The sequence below is a fragment of the Pseudoxanthomonas putridarboris genome (genome assembly GCF_038321125.1).
GTDB lineage: Bacteria > Pseudomonadota > Gammaproteobacteria > Xanthomonadales > Xanthomonadaceae > Pseudoxanthomonas_A > Pseudoxanthomonas_A putridarboris.
Window position 1 is genome coordinate 15,188 of the sequence record NZ_JBBWWT010000012.1, and the last position, 17,722, is coordinate 32,909.

Below are 17,722 nucleotides of genomic sequence, written 5' to 3' on the forward strand. Positions count from 1 at the left end.
GACCCTCATGGAGCACCGGACGCATGCGGAGACCTGCGGGCGGATTCTCTTCGTATCCATGGGATCCGCACCGATCCATGGCTTAGCGCTCTCTGTTGGTCGACGGTCGCGACTTACGTCGCTCCTACAGTGCGGTCAACCGGTATTCTGCACGCCCTGCGACACGCCGTTGATGCTGGCGACCAACGCGCGCAGCAGCGCGTCGTCCTCGCGGTCGCTCTCGCGCCAGCGCTTCAGCAGGTCGGCCTGCATCACGCTGATCGGGTCGATGTAGGGGTTGCGCAGGCGGATCGACAGCGCCAGCCGCTGGTCGTGCTGCAACAGCCATTCGTTGCCGTTCAACGCCATCACCCACTTCAGCGTGGCGGCATGTTCCCGCTCGATCAGCGGAAAGAATTCGTCGTGCAGCGGGCCGGACATGCGCGAGAACATCCGCGCGATGTTCAGGTCGCCCTTCGCCAGCACCATCGAGATGTCGTCCAGGAAGGTCTTGAAGAACGGCCAGTCGCGCGCCATCTCGCGCAGCGTGCTTTCACCCAGCCCGTCCTCGCCACCTGCCCCGGCCACTGCCTGCAGGCCGCTGCCCACGCCGTACCAGCCCGGGATCACCGCGCGCGCCTGGCTCCAGGCGAACACCCACGGAATCGCGCGCAGGTTGTCCAGCGCGGCGTCCTGTCCCAGCCGTCGCGACGGGCGCGAACCCAGCGTCATCCGCTCGATCACGTCGATCGGCGTGGCGCTGCGGAAATAGTCCATGAAGCGCGGCGCCTCCACGAAGGCGCGGTACGCGCGCGTGCTTTCGCGCGATACCGCGTCCATCACCTCGCGCCACTTCTCCTCGCGCGGTTCCGCCGGCCGGGGACGCAGGCTGGAGACCAGCACCGCGCCCACCGACTGTTCCAGCGAACGCAACGCCAGCGCGCGGATGCCGTACTTGCGATGGATCACTTCGCCCTGCTCGGTCACGCGCAGGCGACCGTCCACGCTGCCGCGCGGCGAGGCGTCCACCGCGCGCGTGGTCTTGCCGCCGCCGCGGCTGATCGAACCGCCGCGGCCATGGAAGAAGGTCAGCCTGATGCCCAGTTCCTTCGCCGCCTGCAGCAGTTCCACCTGCCCGCGCTGCAGGCCCCAGCGCGACGCGGCGATGCCGCCGTCCTTGCCGCTGTCGGAATACCCCAGCATCACCATCTGCACGTTGTCGCGCGCCGCCAGGTGCGCGCGGTACACCGGATCGGCGAGCAGGTCGCGCAAGGTGGCCGGGCCTTGCTGGAGATCGCCGACGGTCTCGAACAGGGGCGCGATGTCCAGCGGCACATGCCCATCATCGTCCACCAGGCCGCCACGACGGGCCAGCGCCAGCACGGTCAGTACGTCGGCGCGGTTGTGCGCCATGCTGATGATGTAGGCGCCCAGCGCGTCGCCGCCATGCCGCCGGCGCGCGTCGGCCAGGGCGGCGAACACGGCATCCAGGCGCGGATTGCCCTCTTCTTCCGAAGCCGGCAACGGCTTCTCGCCGCTGGCGTACGGACCCAGCAGCGCGGCGCGTTCCACCGCGTCGCGGGTTTCCCAATCGCCGTCGTCCAGCGCGGCGGCCACCGCGCGTGCATGCACGCTGGATTCCTGCCGCACGTCCAGCCGCGCCAGGTGGAAACCGAAGGTGCGCACGCGCCATGCCAGCCGGCGCACCGCGAACCAGCCGGCATGCAGGCCGCGATTGGCTTCCAGGCTGTGCAGGATCAGGTCCACGTCGTGCGCCAGTTCCTCCGGCGACGCATAGCCCTCCGGCCGGTCCTCCAGCGTGGCCTGCAGGCGCGCGCGCATCAGGTCGTTGAGCAGGCGGTACGGCATGTCGCCGTGGCGCGGCCGCGACTTCGCCGCGGCTTCCGGCAGCAGCGCGCGGTATTCTTCGATCCGGGCCGGCACTTCCGGCGACACGCCGACGACGGCGGTGGACTGGCTGAGCAGCGTGGTGAGCTGGTGCAGTTCCTTCAGGTAGCGCGCGAGGATGGCGTTGCGCTGGGCGTTCAACGTGGCCGCGATGGTGGTGGCGTCCACATTGGGATTGCCGTCCATGTCGCCGCCCACCCAGGTGCCGAAGCGCAACAGCCGCGGCAGGTGCGTGGTGACCGCCGGCGCGGCGCCGTAGACCTCGGTGATCGCGTTCTCCAGTGTTTCGTAGAGCACCGGGATCACCCGGTACAGCACTTCCACCAGATAGAAACCCACGTGCTCGCGCTCGTCTTCCACGCTCGGCCGCACCGGCGAGGAATCGGACGTCTGCCACGCCGAGGTCAGCGCCATGCGGAAGCGCGCGATGTCGGTGGCCTGTTCGCCGGGCGTGCGTTGTCCGTCCAGCCCGTTGACCAGGCTGGCGACCATCAGCTGTTCCTTCTCGAGCAAGGCGCGGCGCACGGCTTCGGTGGGGTGCGCGGTGAAGACCGGTTCGATGTCGATGCGCGGCAGCCAGCCGGCCAATTCGTCCAGCGTCACGCCCTGCGCTTTCAGCTTGGCCAGCGCGTCGTGCAGGCCGTCGGGCTGCGGCGTGGCGCTGCCGGCGCGCTGGTAGTCGCGGCGGCGGCGGATGCGGTGCACGCGCTCGGCGATGTTGACCACCTGGAAATAGGTGCTGAAGGCGCGGATCAGCGATTCGGCCTGTTCCGGCGCCTGCCCGTCCAGCAGGCCGGCCAGCGATTGCGGCGGCGCATCGCTCTGGCGGCGGGCGATGGCGGTGGTGCGCACGCGCTCCACTTCGTCCAGGAAGGCCGGCGAGACCTGCTCGGCCAGCATGTCGCCGACCAGCGCGCCCAGGCGGCGTACATCTTCGCGCAGGGGGACATCGGGCGGGGCGAATTCGAGACTGCGGGGGCTGTTCATGCGTGGCGCGTGGTTCCCGTCGTTCGTTTGGTTTTCGATTGGTATTGCCTCGTGGGACAAGTGGTCTGCTGCAAGGCAACAATCCCAAGCCTACCCCATCGCGCCCGGCGGCGGGCCATCGTTCCATCCGGAACAAGCGATATAATGCGGCGCCTCGCCGAGGGGCGCTGCGACCGTGCTGTCTTCGCCACAGGCAGGCACGGCCAGGCTCGGCAGGACTTTTTTGTAACGGCGCCCGGTCAAGAATGCGAGCCCAGCTCGCCAACTTCCGGAGCCGCACACATGAACGCAGTACGCCAGTTCTCCACCGAGGGCGACTACAAGGTCGCCGACATCTCCCTGGCCGATTGGGGCCGCAAGGAGATCGACATCGCCGAGCACGAGATGCCGGGCCTGATGTCCATCCGCCGCAAGCACGCCGCCGCCAAGCCGCTGAAGGGCGTGCGCGTGACCGGCAGCCTGCACATGACCATCCAGACCGCCGTGCTGATCGAGACGCTGGTAGACCTGGGCGCCGACGTGCGCTGGGCCAGCTGCAACATCTTCTCCACCCAGGACCACGCCGCCGCCGCCATCGCCGCCACCGGCACGCCGGTGTTCGCCTGGAAGGGCGAGACCCTGGAGGAATACTGGGACTGCACGCTGGATGCCCTGAATTTCGGCAACGGCAAGCTGGGGCCGGAACTGGTCGTCGACGACGGCGGCGACGTCACCCTGCTGATCCACAAGGGCTACGAGCTGGAAAACGGCAGCGACTGGGTCAACACGCCCTCGTCCAGCCATGAGGAGCAGATCATCAAGAACCTGCTCAAGCGCGTGCACAAGGAACGCCCGGGCTACTGGACCGAGGTGGTGAAGAGCTGGAAGGGCGTCTCGGAAGAGACCACCACCGGCGTGCATCGCCTGTACCAGCTGGCCGAGGCCGGCACCCTGCTGGTCCCGGCGATCAACGTCAACGACTCGGTCACCAAGTCCAAGTTCGACAACCTGTACGGCTGCCGCGAGTCGCTGGCCGACGGCCTGAAGCGCGCGATGGACGTGATGCTGGCCGGCAAGGTGGCGGTGGTCTGCGGCTACGGCGACGTCGGCAAGGGCTCGGCGCACTCGCTGCGCGCCTACGGCGCCCGCGTCATCGTCACCGAGATCGACCCGATCTGCGCGCTGCAGGCGGCGATGGAAGGCTTCGAGGTGAACACCGTCGAGGACACGCTGGGCCAGGCCGACATCTACGTCACCACCACCGGCAACAAGGACATCATCACCATCGACCACATGAAGGCGATGAAGGACCAGGCCATCGTGTGCAACATCGGCCACTTCGACAACGAGATCCAGGTCGATGCGCTGTACAACCTGCCGGGCGTGCAGAAGATCAACATCAAGCCGCAGGTGGACAAGTTCGTGTTCGCGAACGGCAACGCCATCTTCCTGCTGGCCGAGGGCCGCCTGGTCAACCTGGGCTGCGCCACCGGCCACCCCAGCTTCGTCATGTCCAACTCGTTCTCCAACCAGACCCTGGCGCAGATCGACCTGTGGGCCAACAAGGACGTCTACGAGAAGACCGTCTACCGCCTGCCCAAGCACCTGGACGAGGAAGTCGCCCGCCTGCACCTGGAGAAGATCGGCGTGAAGCTGACCAAGCTCACCCAGGACCAGGCCGACTACCTGGGCGTGCCGGTGGAAGGTCCCTACAAGCCGGATCATTACCGCTACTGATCGCTTCGGTGGTTTCGCTGTACTCCTGGAACGGGCGTCGCATGGCGCCCGTTCCGCTTTGTGGCCCTGGAACAGGCGTGCGTGCGCATCCGGCAAGCTCCGCGGATGCGATGCGCACCCTGTTTCGGCCATGCCGTGGCGGATCGCGCTTTCCCATCGCTTGCCTCCGTGCCGGGATCATCGCAAGCTTGGCCGCCGTTTCGGTTCCGGCAGGCCGTCGCCTTGCGTGGCTGCCGTGCGACGACGTCAATCCCGGGAGTGGACATGCGACGTGAACAGGGGAGCGGTTCGACCGCGCATCCCGCAGGCAGGACAGGCCCAGGCGCGACACTCCGCCTGCGCGAGAAGATCGGCTACGGCGTCGGCGACTTCGGCTTCAACCTGTACTGGGCCAACATCTCCTCGTTCCTGCTGATCTTCTACACCGACGTGATGGGACTGGCCGCCGCCGCGGTCGGGACGATGATCCTGGTCACCAAGCTGGTGGACGCGGCCACCGACCCATTGATGGGCGCGATCGCCGATCGCACGCACAGCCGGTTCGGACGCTTCCGTCCCTACCTGCTCTACGGCGCGCTGCCGCTGGCGCTGACCGGCATGCTGACCTGGACCGTGCCCGACCTGGGCGATGGCGGCAAGCTGCTGTGGGCCTACGCCACCTTCACCCTGATGATGCTGGCCTACACCGTGCTGAGCACGCCGTACTCGGCGCTCTCCGGCGTGATCACGGCCGACAGCCAGCAACGCACCCAACTGATCAGCTTCCGCTTCATCGCCGCGTTCGCCGGCACCACGGTGGTGAACTGGCTCACCCTGGACCTGGTGCGCTGGCTGGGGCGCGGCGACGAGGCGCTGGGGTGGCAACTGACGCTGGCGCTGTATGGCGCGGTCGCCATGGCGGCCTTCGTCACGGTGTTCCTCACCACGCGCGAGCGGATCGCGCCGCCTCCGCAGCAGCGGAGCGCGATCCGGCAGGACGTGGCCGACCTGCTGCACAACCGGCCGTGGATGGTGCTGTTCGCGCTGGCGCTGATCATCATGGTGACCATCGTGATGCGCGGCGGCACGCTGGTGTACTACCTGAAGTACCACGTGGGGCAGCCGGAGCTCACCGGTCTCTTCCTGGGCACCTACGCGCTGGCCCTGGCCGTGGGCGCCGCGCTGACGCCGCTGATGACCCGCTACGTGGACAAGCGGCGGCTGATGATGGGGCTGATGGCCGGCGTGGGCGTGCTGAGCTGCGCGATGTTCTTCGTGCCCGACGAGGCGACCTGGGCGGTGCTGGCGCTCAACCTGCTGATCGGCCTGATGCTCGGGCCGAAGTCCCCATTGGCCTTCTCGATGTACGCCGACTGCGCCGACTACACCGAATGGAAGACCGGCCGGCGCGCCACCGCGATGACCTTCGCCGCGGCGACGTTCTCGCAGAAGCTGGGCGGCGCGCTGGCCTCGGCGGCGATCGCGTGGATGCTGGCGGCGATGGGCTATGTCGCCAACGAAGCGCAGTCGGACGCCTCCCGGCTCGGCATCGTGCTGCTGCTGACAGTGATCCCGGGCGCGGTGGCGCTGCTGGCCGCGTGGGTGATGCGGTTCTACCCGCTCGACGGAGCCGCGCTGGCGCAGGTGCAGGCCGACCTGCGGACGCGCCGGGAGGCCGCGGCATGAGCGGCGCGCCCTATGGCTTCGAGGAACAGGGCCGGCGCTTCGTGCTGTCCAGTCCCACCGCCATGCCGGCCGCCTCGACCTTCCTGTGGAACCGGCGGATGCTGCTGCAGCTCAACTGCCGCGGCTTCGCCACCGCGCAATTCATGCAGCCGGAACCGGCCAAGTACGCGCACGCGCCGACGCTGGAAGCCAAGACCTTCATGCAGCCGGAGCAGCCGTATTACGCGCACCATCCGGGGCGCTTCTGCTACGTGAAGGACGAGGACGACGGACTGCTGTTCTCCGCGCCGCACGAGCCGGTGCGGCGCGCGCCGGATACGTTCGCGTTCTCGGTCGGCACCGCCGATGTCGCCTGGCAAGTAGGCTGCGCCGGGATCGAAGTCGAGATGGGCGTCTCACTGCCCGTGGACGACGTGGCCGAACTGTGGACGCTGCGCGTGCGCAACCGTTCGGGCCGGCGACGACGGCTGAGCCTGTATCCGTACTTCCCGGTCGGCTACATGTCGTGGATGAACCAGTCCGGAGAGCATCGTGCCGACCTGGGCGGCATCGTCTGCGCCAGCGTCACCCCGTACCAGAAAGTGGAGGATTACTTCCGCAACCGCGACTTCAAGGACCGTACCGTGCTGCTGTACGAACGCGCGCCGGACGCCTGGGAAGCGAACCAGTCCGCCTTCGAGGGCGAGGGCGGGCTGCATGCGCCGCGGGCCATCGTCGGGCAGGAGTTGCTCGATGGCGGTGATGCACTCTACGAAATGCCTACCGCCGTGCTGCAGTACCGCGTGGAGTTGTCGGAAGATGAAATCCGGGAATATCGCTTCCTGTTCGCGCCCGCGCGCGACGACGACGATATCCGCGCGTTGCGCGGTCGATATCTGTCCGCGCCTGGTTTCGCCGATGCCGCCGCCGGCACCGCGGCCTACCTCGACGCCGGCGCGGGATGCCTGCGCATCGAGACGCCGGATCCCTGGCTGGACGCGTTCGCCAACCATTGGCTGCCACGGCAGGTCTACTACCACGGCGACGCCAACCGCCTGACCACCGATCCGCAGACGCGCAATTATCTGCAGGACCACATGGGCATGAGCTTCCTCCGTCCCGAGGTGGCGCGCCGCGCCTTCCTGCATGCGCTGTCGCAGCAGGAACCCTCGGGCGCGATGCCGGACGGCATCCTGCTGGCGGAAGGCGCCGAGCTGAAGTACATCAACCGGATCCCGCACACCGACCACTGCGTGTGGCTGCCGGTGTGCCTGAAGACGTACCTGGACGAGACCGGCGACGATGCCCTGCTCGACGAAGTGGTCGTGGACGGCAGCGGGCGCAGCGCCAGCGTGGCCGCGCGCATCGACGATGCCATGCGCTGGCTGCTGCAGTCTCGCGACACGCGCGGCCTGAGCTACATCGCCCAGGGCGACTGGTGCGACCCGATGAACATGGTCGGCTGGCGCGGGCACGGTGTATCCGGGTGGCTTTCGCTGGCCAGCGCGTACGCACTGGGACTGTGGGCCGATATCCGCGCACGGCATGGCGATGCCGATCTGGCGGCGGAATTCCGCAGCGGTGCCGACGATTTCAATGCCGCCATGAACGCGCACCTGTGGGACGGCGACTGGTACGGGCGCGGCATCACCGACGATGGCATCCCCTTCGGCGTAAAAAGCGACGACGAAGGCCGCATCTTCCTCAATCCGCAGAGCTGGGCGATGCTCAGCGGCGCGGCCGATCCGGAGAAGCGCGCGCGCATGCTGGCCGCCGTGGACGCACAGCTCGTGTCGCCTTATGGCGTCGCGCTCAACGACCCGCCCTACACCGGCATGCGCGAGGACGTGGGCCGGGTGACACAGAAGTTCCCGGGCTCCGCCGAGAACGGCGCGGTCTACAACCATGCCGCTGCCTTCTACCTGTACAGCCTGTACCAAGTCGGCGACGCCGACCGCGCCTGGCGCGTGTTGCGCGCGATGCTGCCGGATCCCGATCCGCGCGACTGCCTGCAGCGCGGCCAGTTGCCGGTGTTCGTGCCCAACTACTACCGCGGCGCCTGCCGCCTGCATCCACGCACCGCGGGCCGTTCGAGCCAGTTGTTCAACACCGGCACCGCGGCATGGCTGTACCGCTGCCTGGTCGAGGAACTGTTCGGCCTGCGCGGCGACGGCGATGCGCTGCGGATCGCGCCGAAGCTGCCGTCGCACTGGCCGTCGGCGCGCGCGTGGCGTCGTTTCCGCGGCGCCGAGTTCGAGGTACGGATCGAACGCGTCGCCGGATTGCCGCGGATGCGCGTCGTCGTGGACGGCCAGGCGCTCGAAGGCGATGCGATCACGGGCATCGAGGCAGGGCGCCACTACGGCGTGCGGGTGGAGTTGCCGACGTGAGCGGCGGGATACGGATCGCAGTGGTGATGGGCGTGTCGGGCAGCGGCAAGACCACGCTGGCGCGCGCGCTGGCCGAAGCGTGGCCCGCCACCTTCCTCGACGCCGACGACTTCCACAGCGTCGTGGCGAAGGCGCGCATGGCCGGCGGCCAGCCGTTGACCGACCGCATGCGCGCGCCCTGGGTTCGACGCATCGCCACGGAGTTGCAGCGCCGGGCGGGTGCGGGCGAGCGCGTGGCGCTGGCGTTCTCCGGCCTGCGCCGGCGCCACCGCGACCGGCTGCGCGCGACCGGGCTGCCGTTGCGCTTCCTGTTCCTGCACGGCGACCAGGCCGTTATCGCTGCGCGCATGCGCGCACGCAGTGGCCATTACATGCCGGCATCGCTGCTCGACAGCCAGTTCGCCGCGCTGGAGGAACCGGCCGGCGAGGCGGACGTGATGCGACTGTCGATCGATGAAGATCCCGCGTTGCAGCTCCAACACGCACTGGCACTGCTGGAAGCACGGCGGCCGACGGAATAACCGCCCCCCCTGCAGGAGCGGCTGACCAGCCATTCGGCTGTTGAAAACCAGCCGCGACCAGAATGCTTGGAAACGCGTCGGGGCTGAAGCCCCTCCTACAGCGGGCGCCTGTGGGAGCGACGTCAGTCGCGATGGAGGCGCACGTGCGCGAAGCGCACGACTTCCCGCTTTATCCGATCTACGGTCGCCAGTTGGCGTTCCGCTCCCAGAACGCCACGCCGCGGCGATAGGCCTCGCGGTCCAACGGCACGCCCGACCCACCCTCGTCCACGCCCAGCGCGTTGCGCATCATCGTGATCGGCGCCATCGGGATCTCCTCCGGCGCGGCGGTATAGAGGCAGCCCACCACGCCCCAGTCGCCCGTAATGGGTGCGTTCTCCTTCGCCAGTTGTTCGCGGCTGTAGAGGATGACCACCAGGTAGTCCGCGACCGGCGGCTCGACGCCCTCGAACCAACGCACCAGCACCGGCAGTTCCTGCGACGAGCGCGCCTCGTAGGCCGAACGCAGCAAGTGGCGGTTGCCGTCGGTGATCGGCACGGTCAGGCAGCGGGTCGAGGTCCAGTTGCGGTGCACGTGCAGCCGGCAGAAAGGAGCGTAGCCGTCCAGCACCTTCAGCGGCGCCTCGTCGTTGAGGCGGCGCTCGAATGCTTCCGGCGTGCAGTCCTGGATGGCGTTGCGGCGCTTGTCGCTCGGGAACAGGCGGGTACGGGCGAACGGGGTCAGGACGATGGTCATGCGGCGGTTCAAGGTGGGCGGCAAGGGAAGGCCGTGCAGGGTAACCCGCATGCGGCGGAAGTCGGCATTCCGCGGCGCGAAAAGGATCACATTCATCGCGATGAAAAGATATAATTCCCGGCAATCCAGACCAGACCGGCCCGGCCTCATGCCTACCCTCAGCTTCGAGTTCTACCCGCCCAAGACCGACGAACAACGCACGCAGCTGGACCGCACCGCGGACAAGCTCAAGGCGCACGCGCCGGAATACGTGTCGTGCACGTTCGGCGCGGGCGGCTCGACGCTCAGCTATACCTCGGAAACCGTCCGCCACCTGCACCAGCATCACGGCTTCGATGCCGCGCCGCACCTGTCCTGCGTGGGCGGCAGCCGCGAAGAGATCCGCGAACTGCTGCGCCTGTACCGCGCACTGGGCTGCAAGCGCATCGTCGCGCTGCGCGGCGACCTGCCCTCGGGCATGGGCCATCCCGGCGACCTGCGCTATGCGTCGGAGCTGATCGAGTTCATCCGCGCCGAACACGGCGACGCGTTCCACATCGAAGTCGGCTGCTATCCGGAAACGCATCCCCAGGCCGAGGATGCGCTGGCCGACCTGAAGCACTTCAAGGCCAAGGTGGATGCCGGCGCGGACGGCGCGATCACCCAGTACTTCTACAACCCCGACGCCTACTTCCACTTCGTCGATGCGGTGCGCAGGCTGGGCGTGGAGATACCGATCGTGCCCGGCATCATGCCGATCTCCAACTTCACCCAACTGCGGCGTTTCTCCGAAGCCTGCGGCGCGGAGATCCCGCGCTGGATCGGCAAGCGGATGCAGGCCTTCGGGGATGACGTCGAGGCCGTGCGCGACTTCGGCGCCGACGTGGTCGCCGGCCTGTGCGAGCGCCTGATCGCCGGCGGCGCGCCCGCCCTGCACTTCTACACCCTCAACCTGGCCAAACCGACGCAGGCGGTGCTTTCCCGCCTCGGCCAGTAAACACGAACCACTCGCTGTGGGAGCGGCGTCGGTCGCGACCTTGGAAATCGGACAAACCTGGGCCACGGATCGACGCGGATGGGCACGGACAAGGCATTGCAGGCTTTATCCGTGTCCGTCCGCGCAATCCGTGGTGAATACCGAGTGCGGTCGCGACCGACCCGTGCGGTCATGCCGGCACGACTCCCGCGGAATGCACGACTGAACGGCCAGCACACATCCAGGAACAGGCCGATGACTTTCCCGGGCCGGCGCGGTTAGTCTGACGGGATGCGCAGCGTACTTGTTCTCATCGTCTTGCTGGCCTTGGGCGGCGCACTGGCATGGTCTTCGCCGGCCCGCGCGCAGGGCGTGCAGCGCTGCACCACCTTGTCCGGCGATACGGTCTACACCGACAAGCGTTGCGAGGACATCGGCGCGGTCGATCGACTGCCCAACGCCACGTCTGCCGGCGTCGCCACCGCCGGTCCGCTCTATCGCGGCGGATGCTCCCGCACGCTCAGCGACCTTGTCCACCAGATCACCGCCGCCATCGATGCCAAGGACGTCAACCGGCTGGCCGGCGTTTACCTGTGGTCGGGCGCCTCGGACGCCACGGCCAACCGCATCCTGGACCGGATGGAGGCCATCGTGCAGCGCCCCTTGGTGGACATCGTGCCGATCCGCCCGGAGCCACCGCCGATCCTGGACGAGGCCGGCAACGTCGTCGATCTCAACGCCGACGGCTACTACCCCCAATACGTGCCGCAACAGCGGCCCGTCGGCTTGCGCATCATCCAGACATTGAAGAACAGCGCCACGCCCTCGAACACCACGCTGGGACTACGCCGCGCCTACAACTGTTTCTGGATCACGCTGTAGCGGCACTCCGGCGCGATTCACGCGGAAACAGTACCGTCCTGCGTATCCGCAGCATCGTCGCGGGCCGGGGAGAAACGCAACGTCGCGACGACGCCCTTCGGTTCGCCCGGCCGCACGTTGACCTGCCAGTCGTACAGCGCGCACAGGCGGCTGACGATGGACAGGCCGATGCCGCCGCCGTGCGAATGGCCGGCATGGGTGCCGCGGTAGCCGCGCTCGAACAGCCGCGCGGCATCTTCCTTGCTCAGACCGGGCCCGGAGTCGATGACTTCCACGGCATCCGGCAGCAACCGCACCACCACCTCGCCTTCCTTGGTGTACTTGACCGCATTGCCGATCAGGTTGCCCAGCGCCACGGAAAGCGCGGCTTCGGGCGAATCGACCGTCACCCCGCCCTCGCCCTCCATGCGCAGGGTCAGGGGCTTGCCGCCCAGCGTGGCGCGATGCGCGTCCAGCAACTGGTCGGCGACGCGCGCGACATCGGTATTGCCATGGCCGCGCTCGTTGCGCGACAGCAGCAGCAACGCGCTGATCAGATCCGTGCACTGCTGTTCGGCGCGCTGGATGCGCTGGATGCGCGTGCGCGTCTTCTCGTCCATGTCCGGACGCGACAGCATCAATTCCACCGAACCCCGGATGATCGCCAGCGGCGTGCGCAGTTCATGGCTGACGTCGGCGTTGAACTCGCGGTCGCGCTGCACCACTTCGGTCAGGCGTTCGGAATAGTCGTCAAGCGCCTTGGCCAGCTCGCCGACTTCGTCTTCGGGAAAATGCGGTGCGAGTGGACGTGGGTTGCTGCTGCCTCGATAGGCGCGGAGGCGGGAGGCCAGTTCGGATACCGGACTCATCACGCGCGAGGCCGACCACCAGCCGACGAACAGGGAAAGTCCGCTCAGCAGCACCACCAGCACCACCAGCGCGGTCTTCAACCGATTCTGGCTTTCCCGTTCTTCCGCGATGTCGTACGCCAGGAAGAACCAGTACTGCGGATCCTTGCGGACGGCCAGCTTGTAGATCCGGTCGTCGTCGCCGGTGTCGGGCGCGCTGAGCTCGTGCACGCCATTGTCCAGGTTCTTCCACTCTCCGGGCACGCGGTCCAGCCTGTCCACGCTGAACATGCGGCCCTGTATTTTCTCGAAGGCGACGCCCACCGCGTTCGGATCGCGATAGAAGCCTTCCGCGTACAGATCGTTGTTCTTGACCAGCGTATCGGATATCACCCGGTTCTCGACGCGGTTCTGCACATAGAACGTCGCCGCCGCGATGAACGCGGACAGGAACATTCCCAACAGCACGAACGACAGAATGATGCGGGTGCGCAACCGCCGGCGGAAGCGGCGGGTGCGACGTGAGCGGGACGACTCAGCTGCTGGCATCGGGTGCGGCGATGCGGTATCCGATGCCATGGCGGGTCTGGATGTACGGGGTCTCGAACGGCTTGTCGACCACGGCCCGAAGGCCGTGGATATGCACACGCAGGGAGTCCGAATCCGGCAGTTCCTCGCCCCAGACGCGGGTTTCCAGTTCCTGGCGCGTCACCACGGCGGGCGAGGCTTCCATCAACGCCTGCAGGATCTTCAGCGCGGTCGGGTTGAGCTGCAGCAGCTTGCCCTGGCGACGCACTTCCAGCGTGTCCAGGTTGTATTCCAGCTCGCCCACCTCCAGCACGCGGGTCTGCACCCCCTTGCCGCGCCGCGAGAGCGCATTCAGCCGGACCTCGACTTCCTGCAGCGCGAACGGCTTGATCAGGTAGTCGTCGGCCCCGGAATCGAAGCCTGCCAGCTTGTTGTCCAGCGAGTCGCGCGCGGTCAGCATCAGCACGGGGGTCTGCTTGCGCGCCTCGTTGCGAAGCTTGCGGCAGACCTCCAGTCCATCCATGCCGGGCAGGTTCAGGTCCAGCACGATGGCGTCGAACTCGTGGACCACGGCCAGGTGCAGCCCCGTGACGCCATCGGCGGCGAAGTCGACGGTATGGCCACGCTCTTCCAGGTAATCGCCCAGGTTGGCCGCGATGTCGCTGTTGTCTTCGATGACTAGGATGCGCACTGGAACGGAACCTCTTATCGGCTGTCGGGTCTGGCCTGGGCCTTGGGTTGGTACCTCATGAAGTCTGTGGCCCCTTCGCGGGCGCGGCGGCGTTCGGCCACGGTCATACACGTGTTGGCGGGCCGGTTGGAACCGGTCGGCTTCTCTCGCTTGCAGACCACGCGACTGTCTGCATGGGCCCGGCCCAGCAGAGTGTTGATCCGCTCCTGCTCGTTGAATACCCGGACCTTAGTCCCCTCGGGTAATTGGCCCACGCTCTGAGCGCCGTCTAGCAGGCTGGAAATGCGGTCAAGCGACTCCTTCACTATCTGCAGATCCTCGGCAGCGATCTCGCTGTACGTCTCGCCATCGCCCAGCGCCTTGAGGATCGCCTCACGCTGCGCCTCGAACGAACGGCTCAGGTCCAGCCCCTTTTCTGGCGCGAACGCATCGTTGCTTGAAGCGATGCTGGCGCCGGTCGGCGCTAGGGCCAGAAGGGCCAGAAGCATGAGTTTGTACATTTGGAAACCTCGTTGAAGTTGTATACGGGCGAACAGCCACGATGGGTGACTATCAGCGGATTCTGCCTGTCCATCCGGAGCCCGGCAAACGGTCGCAGCGCGGATGCAAAAAGGCCCAGGCTGGGATACCGCCTGGGCCAAGAATTGCCCCGATTACCGTAATCCTGTGCTTTCCAGATGAATCACCGGGAGGAACGCAGAGCTGCGGTCCGGACAAGGCTACGCGGAAATCGATTAAACGCCTGTTAAAGACATCGTTAATTCTGGGTGAAAATGCGACCTGGGTCGCTTCGTTTACTGAACACCGGCCTGTTCGGATTGGCGCGCCAGATGGGCCACGATGCGGCCGGCCACGTCCACGCCGCAGACGGCCTCGATCCCTTCCAGGCCGGGGGTCGAATTGACTTCCAGCACCAGCGGGCCGCGCTGGGAGCGGATCAGGTCCACTCCGGCTACCCCCAGTCCCAGGACCCGGGCGGCGCGGATCGCGACGGCTTTTTCCTGTCCGGTGGCGTCCACGCGCAGGGCGGTGCCGCCCCGGTGCAGGTTGGACCGGAAGTCGCCCTCGGGCGCCTGCCGCCGCATCGACGCGACCACCTCATCGCCGACCACGAAGCAGCGCAGGTCGGCGCCGTCGGCCTCGGCGATGAACTCCTGCACCACGAAACTGGCGTACAGGCCGCGCAGGGCCTCCACCACGCTGCGGGAAGCGGACGGCTTTTCGGTCAGCATCACCCCGGCCCCCTGCGCGCCCTCGTTCAACTTGATCACGTGCGGCGGCGGGCCCAGCATCGACAGCAGGTCCTGGGTGTCGTCAGGGTTGTCGCCGAACACCGTCACCGGCAGGTCGATACCCTGCGCCGCCAGCAACTGGTGCGCCCGCAACTTGTCGCGGGCGCGCAGGATGGCATCGGAGGGGTTGGGCGTGTACGTGCCCATCAGTTCGAACTGGCGCAGCACCGCCGTGCCGTAGCGGGTGATCGACGCGCCGATGCGCGGGATCACCGCATCGTAGCCGGCGATGGGCCGCCCCTTGTAGTGCAACTGGAATCCGTTGGACGCGATGCGCATGTAGCAGCGCAGCGGATCAAGTACGCGCACCGTATGCCCGCACTGGCGCGCGGCCTCGATCAGTCGCCGGGTCGAGTACAGCTTGCTGTTGCGCGACAGGATGGCCAGCTTCATCGGACGGGCGGAAAGTGGAGCCGGCTACAGCATGACACGACCGCGCGAACCCGCCGTGACAGGCGGTCGCTCGTCGGAAGGGAAGCAGGCGGGAGTGGAGCGGGTGAAGGGAATCGAACCCTCGTCAGTAGCTTGGGAAGCTACAGCTCTACCATTGAGCTACACCCGCGCGGGAGCAGGGAGTCTATGCCGGGCGGGGCCGGCAAGGCAATGCGGCGCCGGGGTGCGGCGCCGCCTGCCGGGCCGGATCAGAAGTGGCCGCTGAGGGTCATGAAGGCGGTGGTGTTGGTGCCGCCGGCCTGGTTGACGGTGGTGTTCACGCCCAGGTCCGCGTCCAGCCCGAACACACGGGTGCGCGCGCCGAGCAACAGCGTGCCGTACCGATCATCCGTGTTCAGGCCCGGGACGGCGTAAGGCGCGGTCCCCGGCAGCGACCGCGCCTGCGCGAACACTTCCGCCGCCGGGTCCTCGAACTCGCGGTCGTAGGTCAGGCGGGCATAGGGCTTGAGATGATCATGGATGGCATAGCTCACCTGCCAGCCGGCGCTGCCGATCAGCGAATCGAAATCCTGGTCCGGATAGGCCAGCGCGGTGGAGCTGACGTTGCCTTCGCTGTAACCGTCCATCTCGATGGTCTGCGACAGCAGGCTGACCACCGGGCCGTGGCGGAAGGCGCCTTCGCCGAACTCGAAGCCGGCGCTGACGCCGATGCTCAGGTTGGTGCCGTCCGGCGAACCACTGTGCCGGCGGACCACGTCGCCCAGCACCACTTCACGGTCCACGTCGTAGGATATCCAGCTGTAGCTGACCTGCGCGTTGGCCCACAGGCGGTCGCCGTACCAGCCGGCGAAACCGCCCAGCGTGGCGTCGGATTCGTCGAAGCTGCCGCCGCGCCGGCCGAAGTCGTACTTGGCGCGGCCATAGCCGGCAAAGCCGCCGTAGACCCATGAACCGCGCGACCAGTCCACGCCGAAGGTGCCCGTCGGGCCCGCGCCGTCGTACAGGTCGCCGTGGTCGTAGCGCAGGAAATCGCCGCGCACGTCGCCCCACCAGCGCATGCCGTCGGCCTCGGGCTTGCCGGCCACGTGCGTCGCCACCCGGTCGGCGCGGGCCCGGCCATGCACCGAGGCGGTGTACGGCAGCAGCGCGATCTGGCGCGGGCCCTCCAGCATCGACACCGCGTACTGCGACAGGATGCCGTGCGCCTTCGACGAGGGGTGCACGCCGTCGGCGAACGCGTAGGTGTCCGCCGCGTTCGGGGTGACGTAGGTGCCGGGGTTGCAGGTGACCGACTGCGCGGTGATCTGCGGCTGGCAGGCGGTGCCGGTGACGTTGCCGAACCCGTACTCCGCCGGGCTGGCCACGATCTCCTGCAGCAGCGTGAAGGTATCCAGCGGAATGACCCGCAGTCCGGCGCCATTGAGCGCACCGAACAGCGCGTCGTTGTAGGCCGTGGCCAACTGCGTGCCCGTGGCCGAAGCCACCGGGCCCTGCGCGCGGAACGAGGGCGTCACCCCCAGGTCCGGCACCGTCGGCACCAGGATGTAACGCGCACCCGCGTTCTGCAGCGCCCCCACGATGCCCACCTGCGCCGTCACCGCGCCGCCGATGGTGGCCTCGGCCGGCGCGCCGGCCACGACCGAGAACAGGTCGTTCGCGCCGCCCCACACCGTATACAGCGCATTCGGATCGGCACGGCCGCCGTTCGCCGTCAGATAGCCGTTGACCTGCGTGGCCAGCGACGGGATCGGGCCCAGCGCGCCGCTGCTGTTGGTGCCCACCAGCGCACCGCCGACCGCGAAGTTGGTGCCGCCCTGATTGGCGCTCACCGCGCCGGTGCCATAGAACTCCGCCAGATACTCCGACCAGACCAGCCCGGGATTGGTGGTGAAGCGGCCCAGCAGGGCGCCGCTCGGCCCCACCGCCTGGATCAGGGCCGGGCGGAAGTGGCCCGAGTCGGTCAGGCTGTCGCCGAAGAACACGGTCTGCGAATACGGGCTGCCCTGCGCGAACACAGGGGTCGCCGCCAGCGCCAGTGCGGCGGTCAGCAGCGAACGGACGGGCGAGGTGGATCGGTTCATGCAATCTCCCGGGGCAAGTTGAAGTGGAAGGCCTGCGCGCCATCTCTGCCGTACGGCTGCGCATGGCGCGCATCCTTCCACCAAGCCGGCCGCCGTACACGCTGCATTGCGGCATGCGGGGCATCGGGTGCGGGTGGGCACAGGCTCGCCGTGGAACGAACCCAACCATCGCAGGCGCCCATCGAGGGAATC

13 protein-coding genes, 1 tRNA gene and 1 riboswitch are annotated in these 17,722 nt (G+C 67.8%); of the genes, 6 read left to right on the forward strand and 8 right to left on the reverse strand.

From position 1 onward, the window contains the following. Positions 1-135: 135 nt before the first annotated feature. Positions 136-2,874, reverse strand: a complete 2,739-nt coding sequence (gene ppc / locus AAD027_RS17315) for a phosphoenolpyruvate carboxylase (protein WP_341727286.1) — start codon at positions 2,872-2,874, stop codon at positions 136-138. A gap of 153 nt (positions 2,875-3,027) precedes the next feature. Then, a riboswitch (S-adenosyl-L-homocysteine riboswitch) is annotated at positions 3,028-3,118 on the forward strand. Between the two features lie 38 nt (positions 3,119-3,156). Here ppc and ahcY point away from each other — a divergent pair. From ahcY to AAD027_RS17335, 4 genes are all read left to right on the forward strand, one after another. Then, positions 3,157-4,590: an adenosylhomocysteinase gene (gene ahcY / locus AAD027_RS17320; protein ID WP_341727287.1), complete on the forward strand. Its 1,434-nt coding sequence runs from the start codon at positions 3,157-3,159 to the stop codon at positions 4,588-4,590. Between the two features lie 264 nt (positions 4,591-4,854). Further along, positions 4,855-6,255 carry an MFS transporter gene (locus tag AAD027_RS17325; protein ID WP_341727288.1) on the forward strand — a complete coding sequence of 467 codons (1,401 nt, stop codon included), beginning with the start codon at positions 4,855-4,857 and terminating at the stop codon, positions 6,253-6,255. Beyond that, the gene (locus AAD027_RS17330) at positions 6,252-8,624 is read left to right on the forward strand and encodes a GH36-type glycosyl hydrolase domain-containing protein (RefSeq protein ID WP_341727289.1); all 2,373 of its coding nucleotides are present in this window, start codon (positions 6,252-6,254) and stop codon (positions 8,622-8,624) included. The genes AAD027_RS17325 and AAD027_RS17330 overlap by 4 nt, the downstream gene beginning before the upstream one ends. A 26-nt stretch (positions 8,625-8,650) precedes the next feature. Then, positions 8,651-9,145: a gluconokinase gene (locus AAD027_RS17335; protein ID WP_425605488.1), complete on the forward strand. Its 495-nt coding sequence runs from the start codon at positions 8,651-8,653 to the stop codon at positions 9,143-9,145. A 178-nt stretch (positions 9,146-9,323) separates the two neighbouring features. Here the strand turns inward: AAD027_RS17335 and AAD027_RS17340 are convergent, their stop codons facing one another. Continuing rightward, positions 9,324-9,881: a DUF3228 family protein gene (locus AAD027_RS17340; RefSeq protein ID WP_341727291.1), complete on the reverse strand. Its 558-nt coding sequence runs from the start codon at positions 9,879-9,881 to the stop codon at positions 9,324-9,326. A gap of 148 nt (positions 9,882-10,029) precedes the next feature. Between AAD027_RS17340 and metF the strand changes: the two genes are divergently transcribed. Then, positions 10,030-10,857 (forward strand): methylenetetrahydrofolate reductase [NAD(P)H], encoded by an 828-nt coding sequence (gene metF / locus AAD027_RS17345; protein ID WP_341727292.1) that lies wholly within the window; start codon positions 10,030-10,032, stop codon positions 10,855-10,857. 270 nt (positions 10,858-11,127) lie between these two features. After that, entirely contained in the window at positions 11,128-11,718 is a 591-nt protein-coding gene (locus tag AAD027_RS17350; RefSeq protein WP_341727293.1) for a hypothetical protein, read from the forward strand. A gap of 17 nt (positions 11,719-11,735) precedes the next feature. Here AAD027_RS17350 and AAD027_RS17355 read toward each other — a convergent pair whose 3' ends face one another. The 6 genes from AAD027_RS17355 to AAD027_RS17380 form a co-directional block, all read right to left on the reverse strand. Next, positions 11,736-13,094, reverse strand: a complete 1,359-nt coding sequence (locus AAD027_RS17355; RefSeq protein WP_341727294.1) for a sensor histidine kinase — start codon at positions 13,092-13,094, stop codon at positions 11,736-11,738. Then, a complete protein-coding gene (locus AAD027_RS17360; RefSeq protein ID WP_341727295.1) occupies positions 13,081-13,764 on the reverse strand; it encodes a response regulator transcription factor in 684 nt (227 codons plus the stop codon). Before AAD027_RS17360 ends, AAD027_RS17355 begins: the two co-directional genes overlap by 14 nt. 14 nt (positions 13,765-13,778) lie before the next feature. Next, positions 13,779-14,264, reverse strand: a complete 486-nt coding sequence (locus AAD027_RS17365; protein WP_341727296.1) for a hypothetical protein — start codon at positions 14,262-14,264, stop codon at positions 13,779-13,781. A gap of 294 nt (positions 14,265-14,558) precedes the next feature. Next, positions 14,559-15,449, reverse strand: coding sequence for a 30S ribosomal protein S6--L-glutamate ligase (gene rimK, locus AAD027_RS17370; RefSeq protein ID WP_341727297.1), 891 nt, complete (start codon positions 15,447-15,449; stop codon positions 14,559-14,561). A 95-nt stretch (positions 15,450-15,544) separates the two neighbouring features. Further along, positions 15,545-15,618, reverse strand: a tRNA-Gly gene (locus tag AAD027_RS17375). A gap of 79 nt (positions 15,619-15,697) precedes the next feature. Beyond that, on the reverse strand, positions 15,698-17,497 hold the full coding sequence (locus AAD027_RS17380) for an autotransporter domain-containing protein (RefSeq protein WP_341727354.1): 1,800 nt from the start codon (positions 17,495-17,497) through the stop codon (positions 15,698-15,700). Between the last annotated feature and the right edge of the window lie 225 nt (positions 17,498-17,722).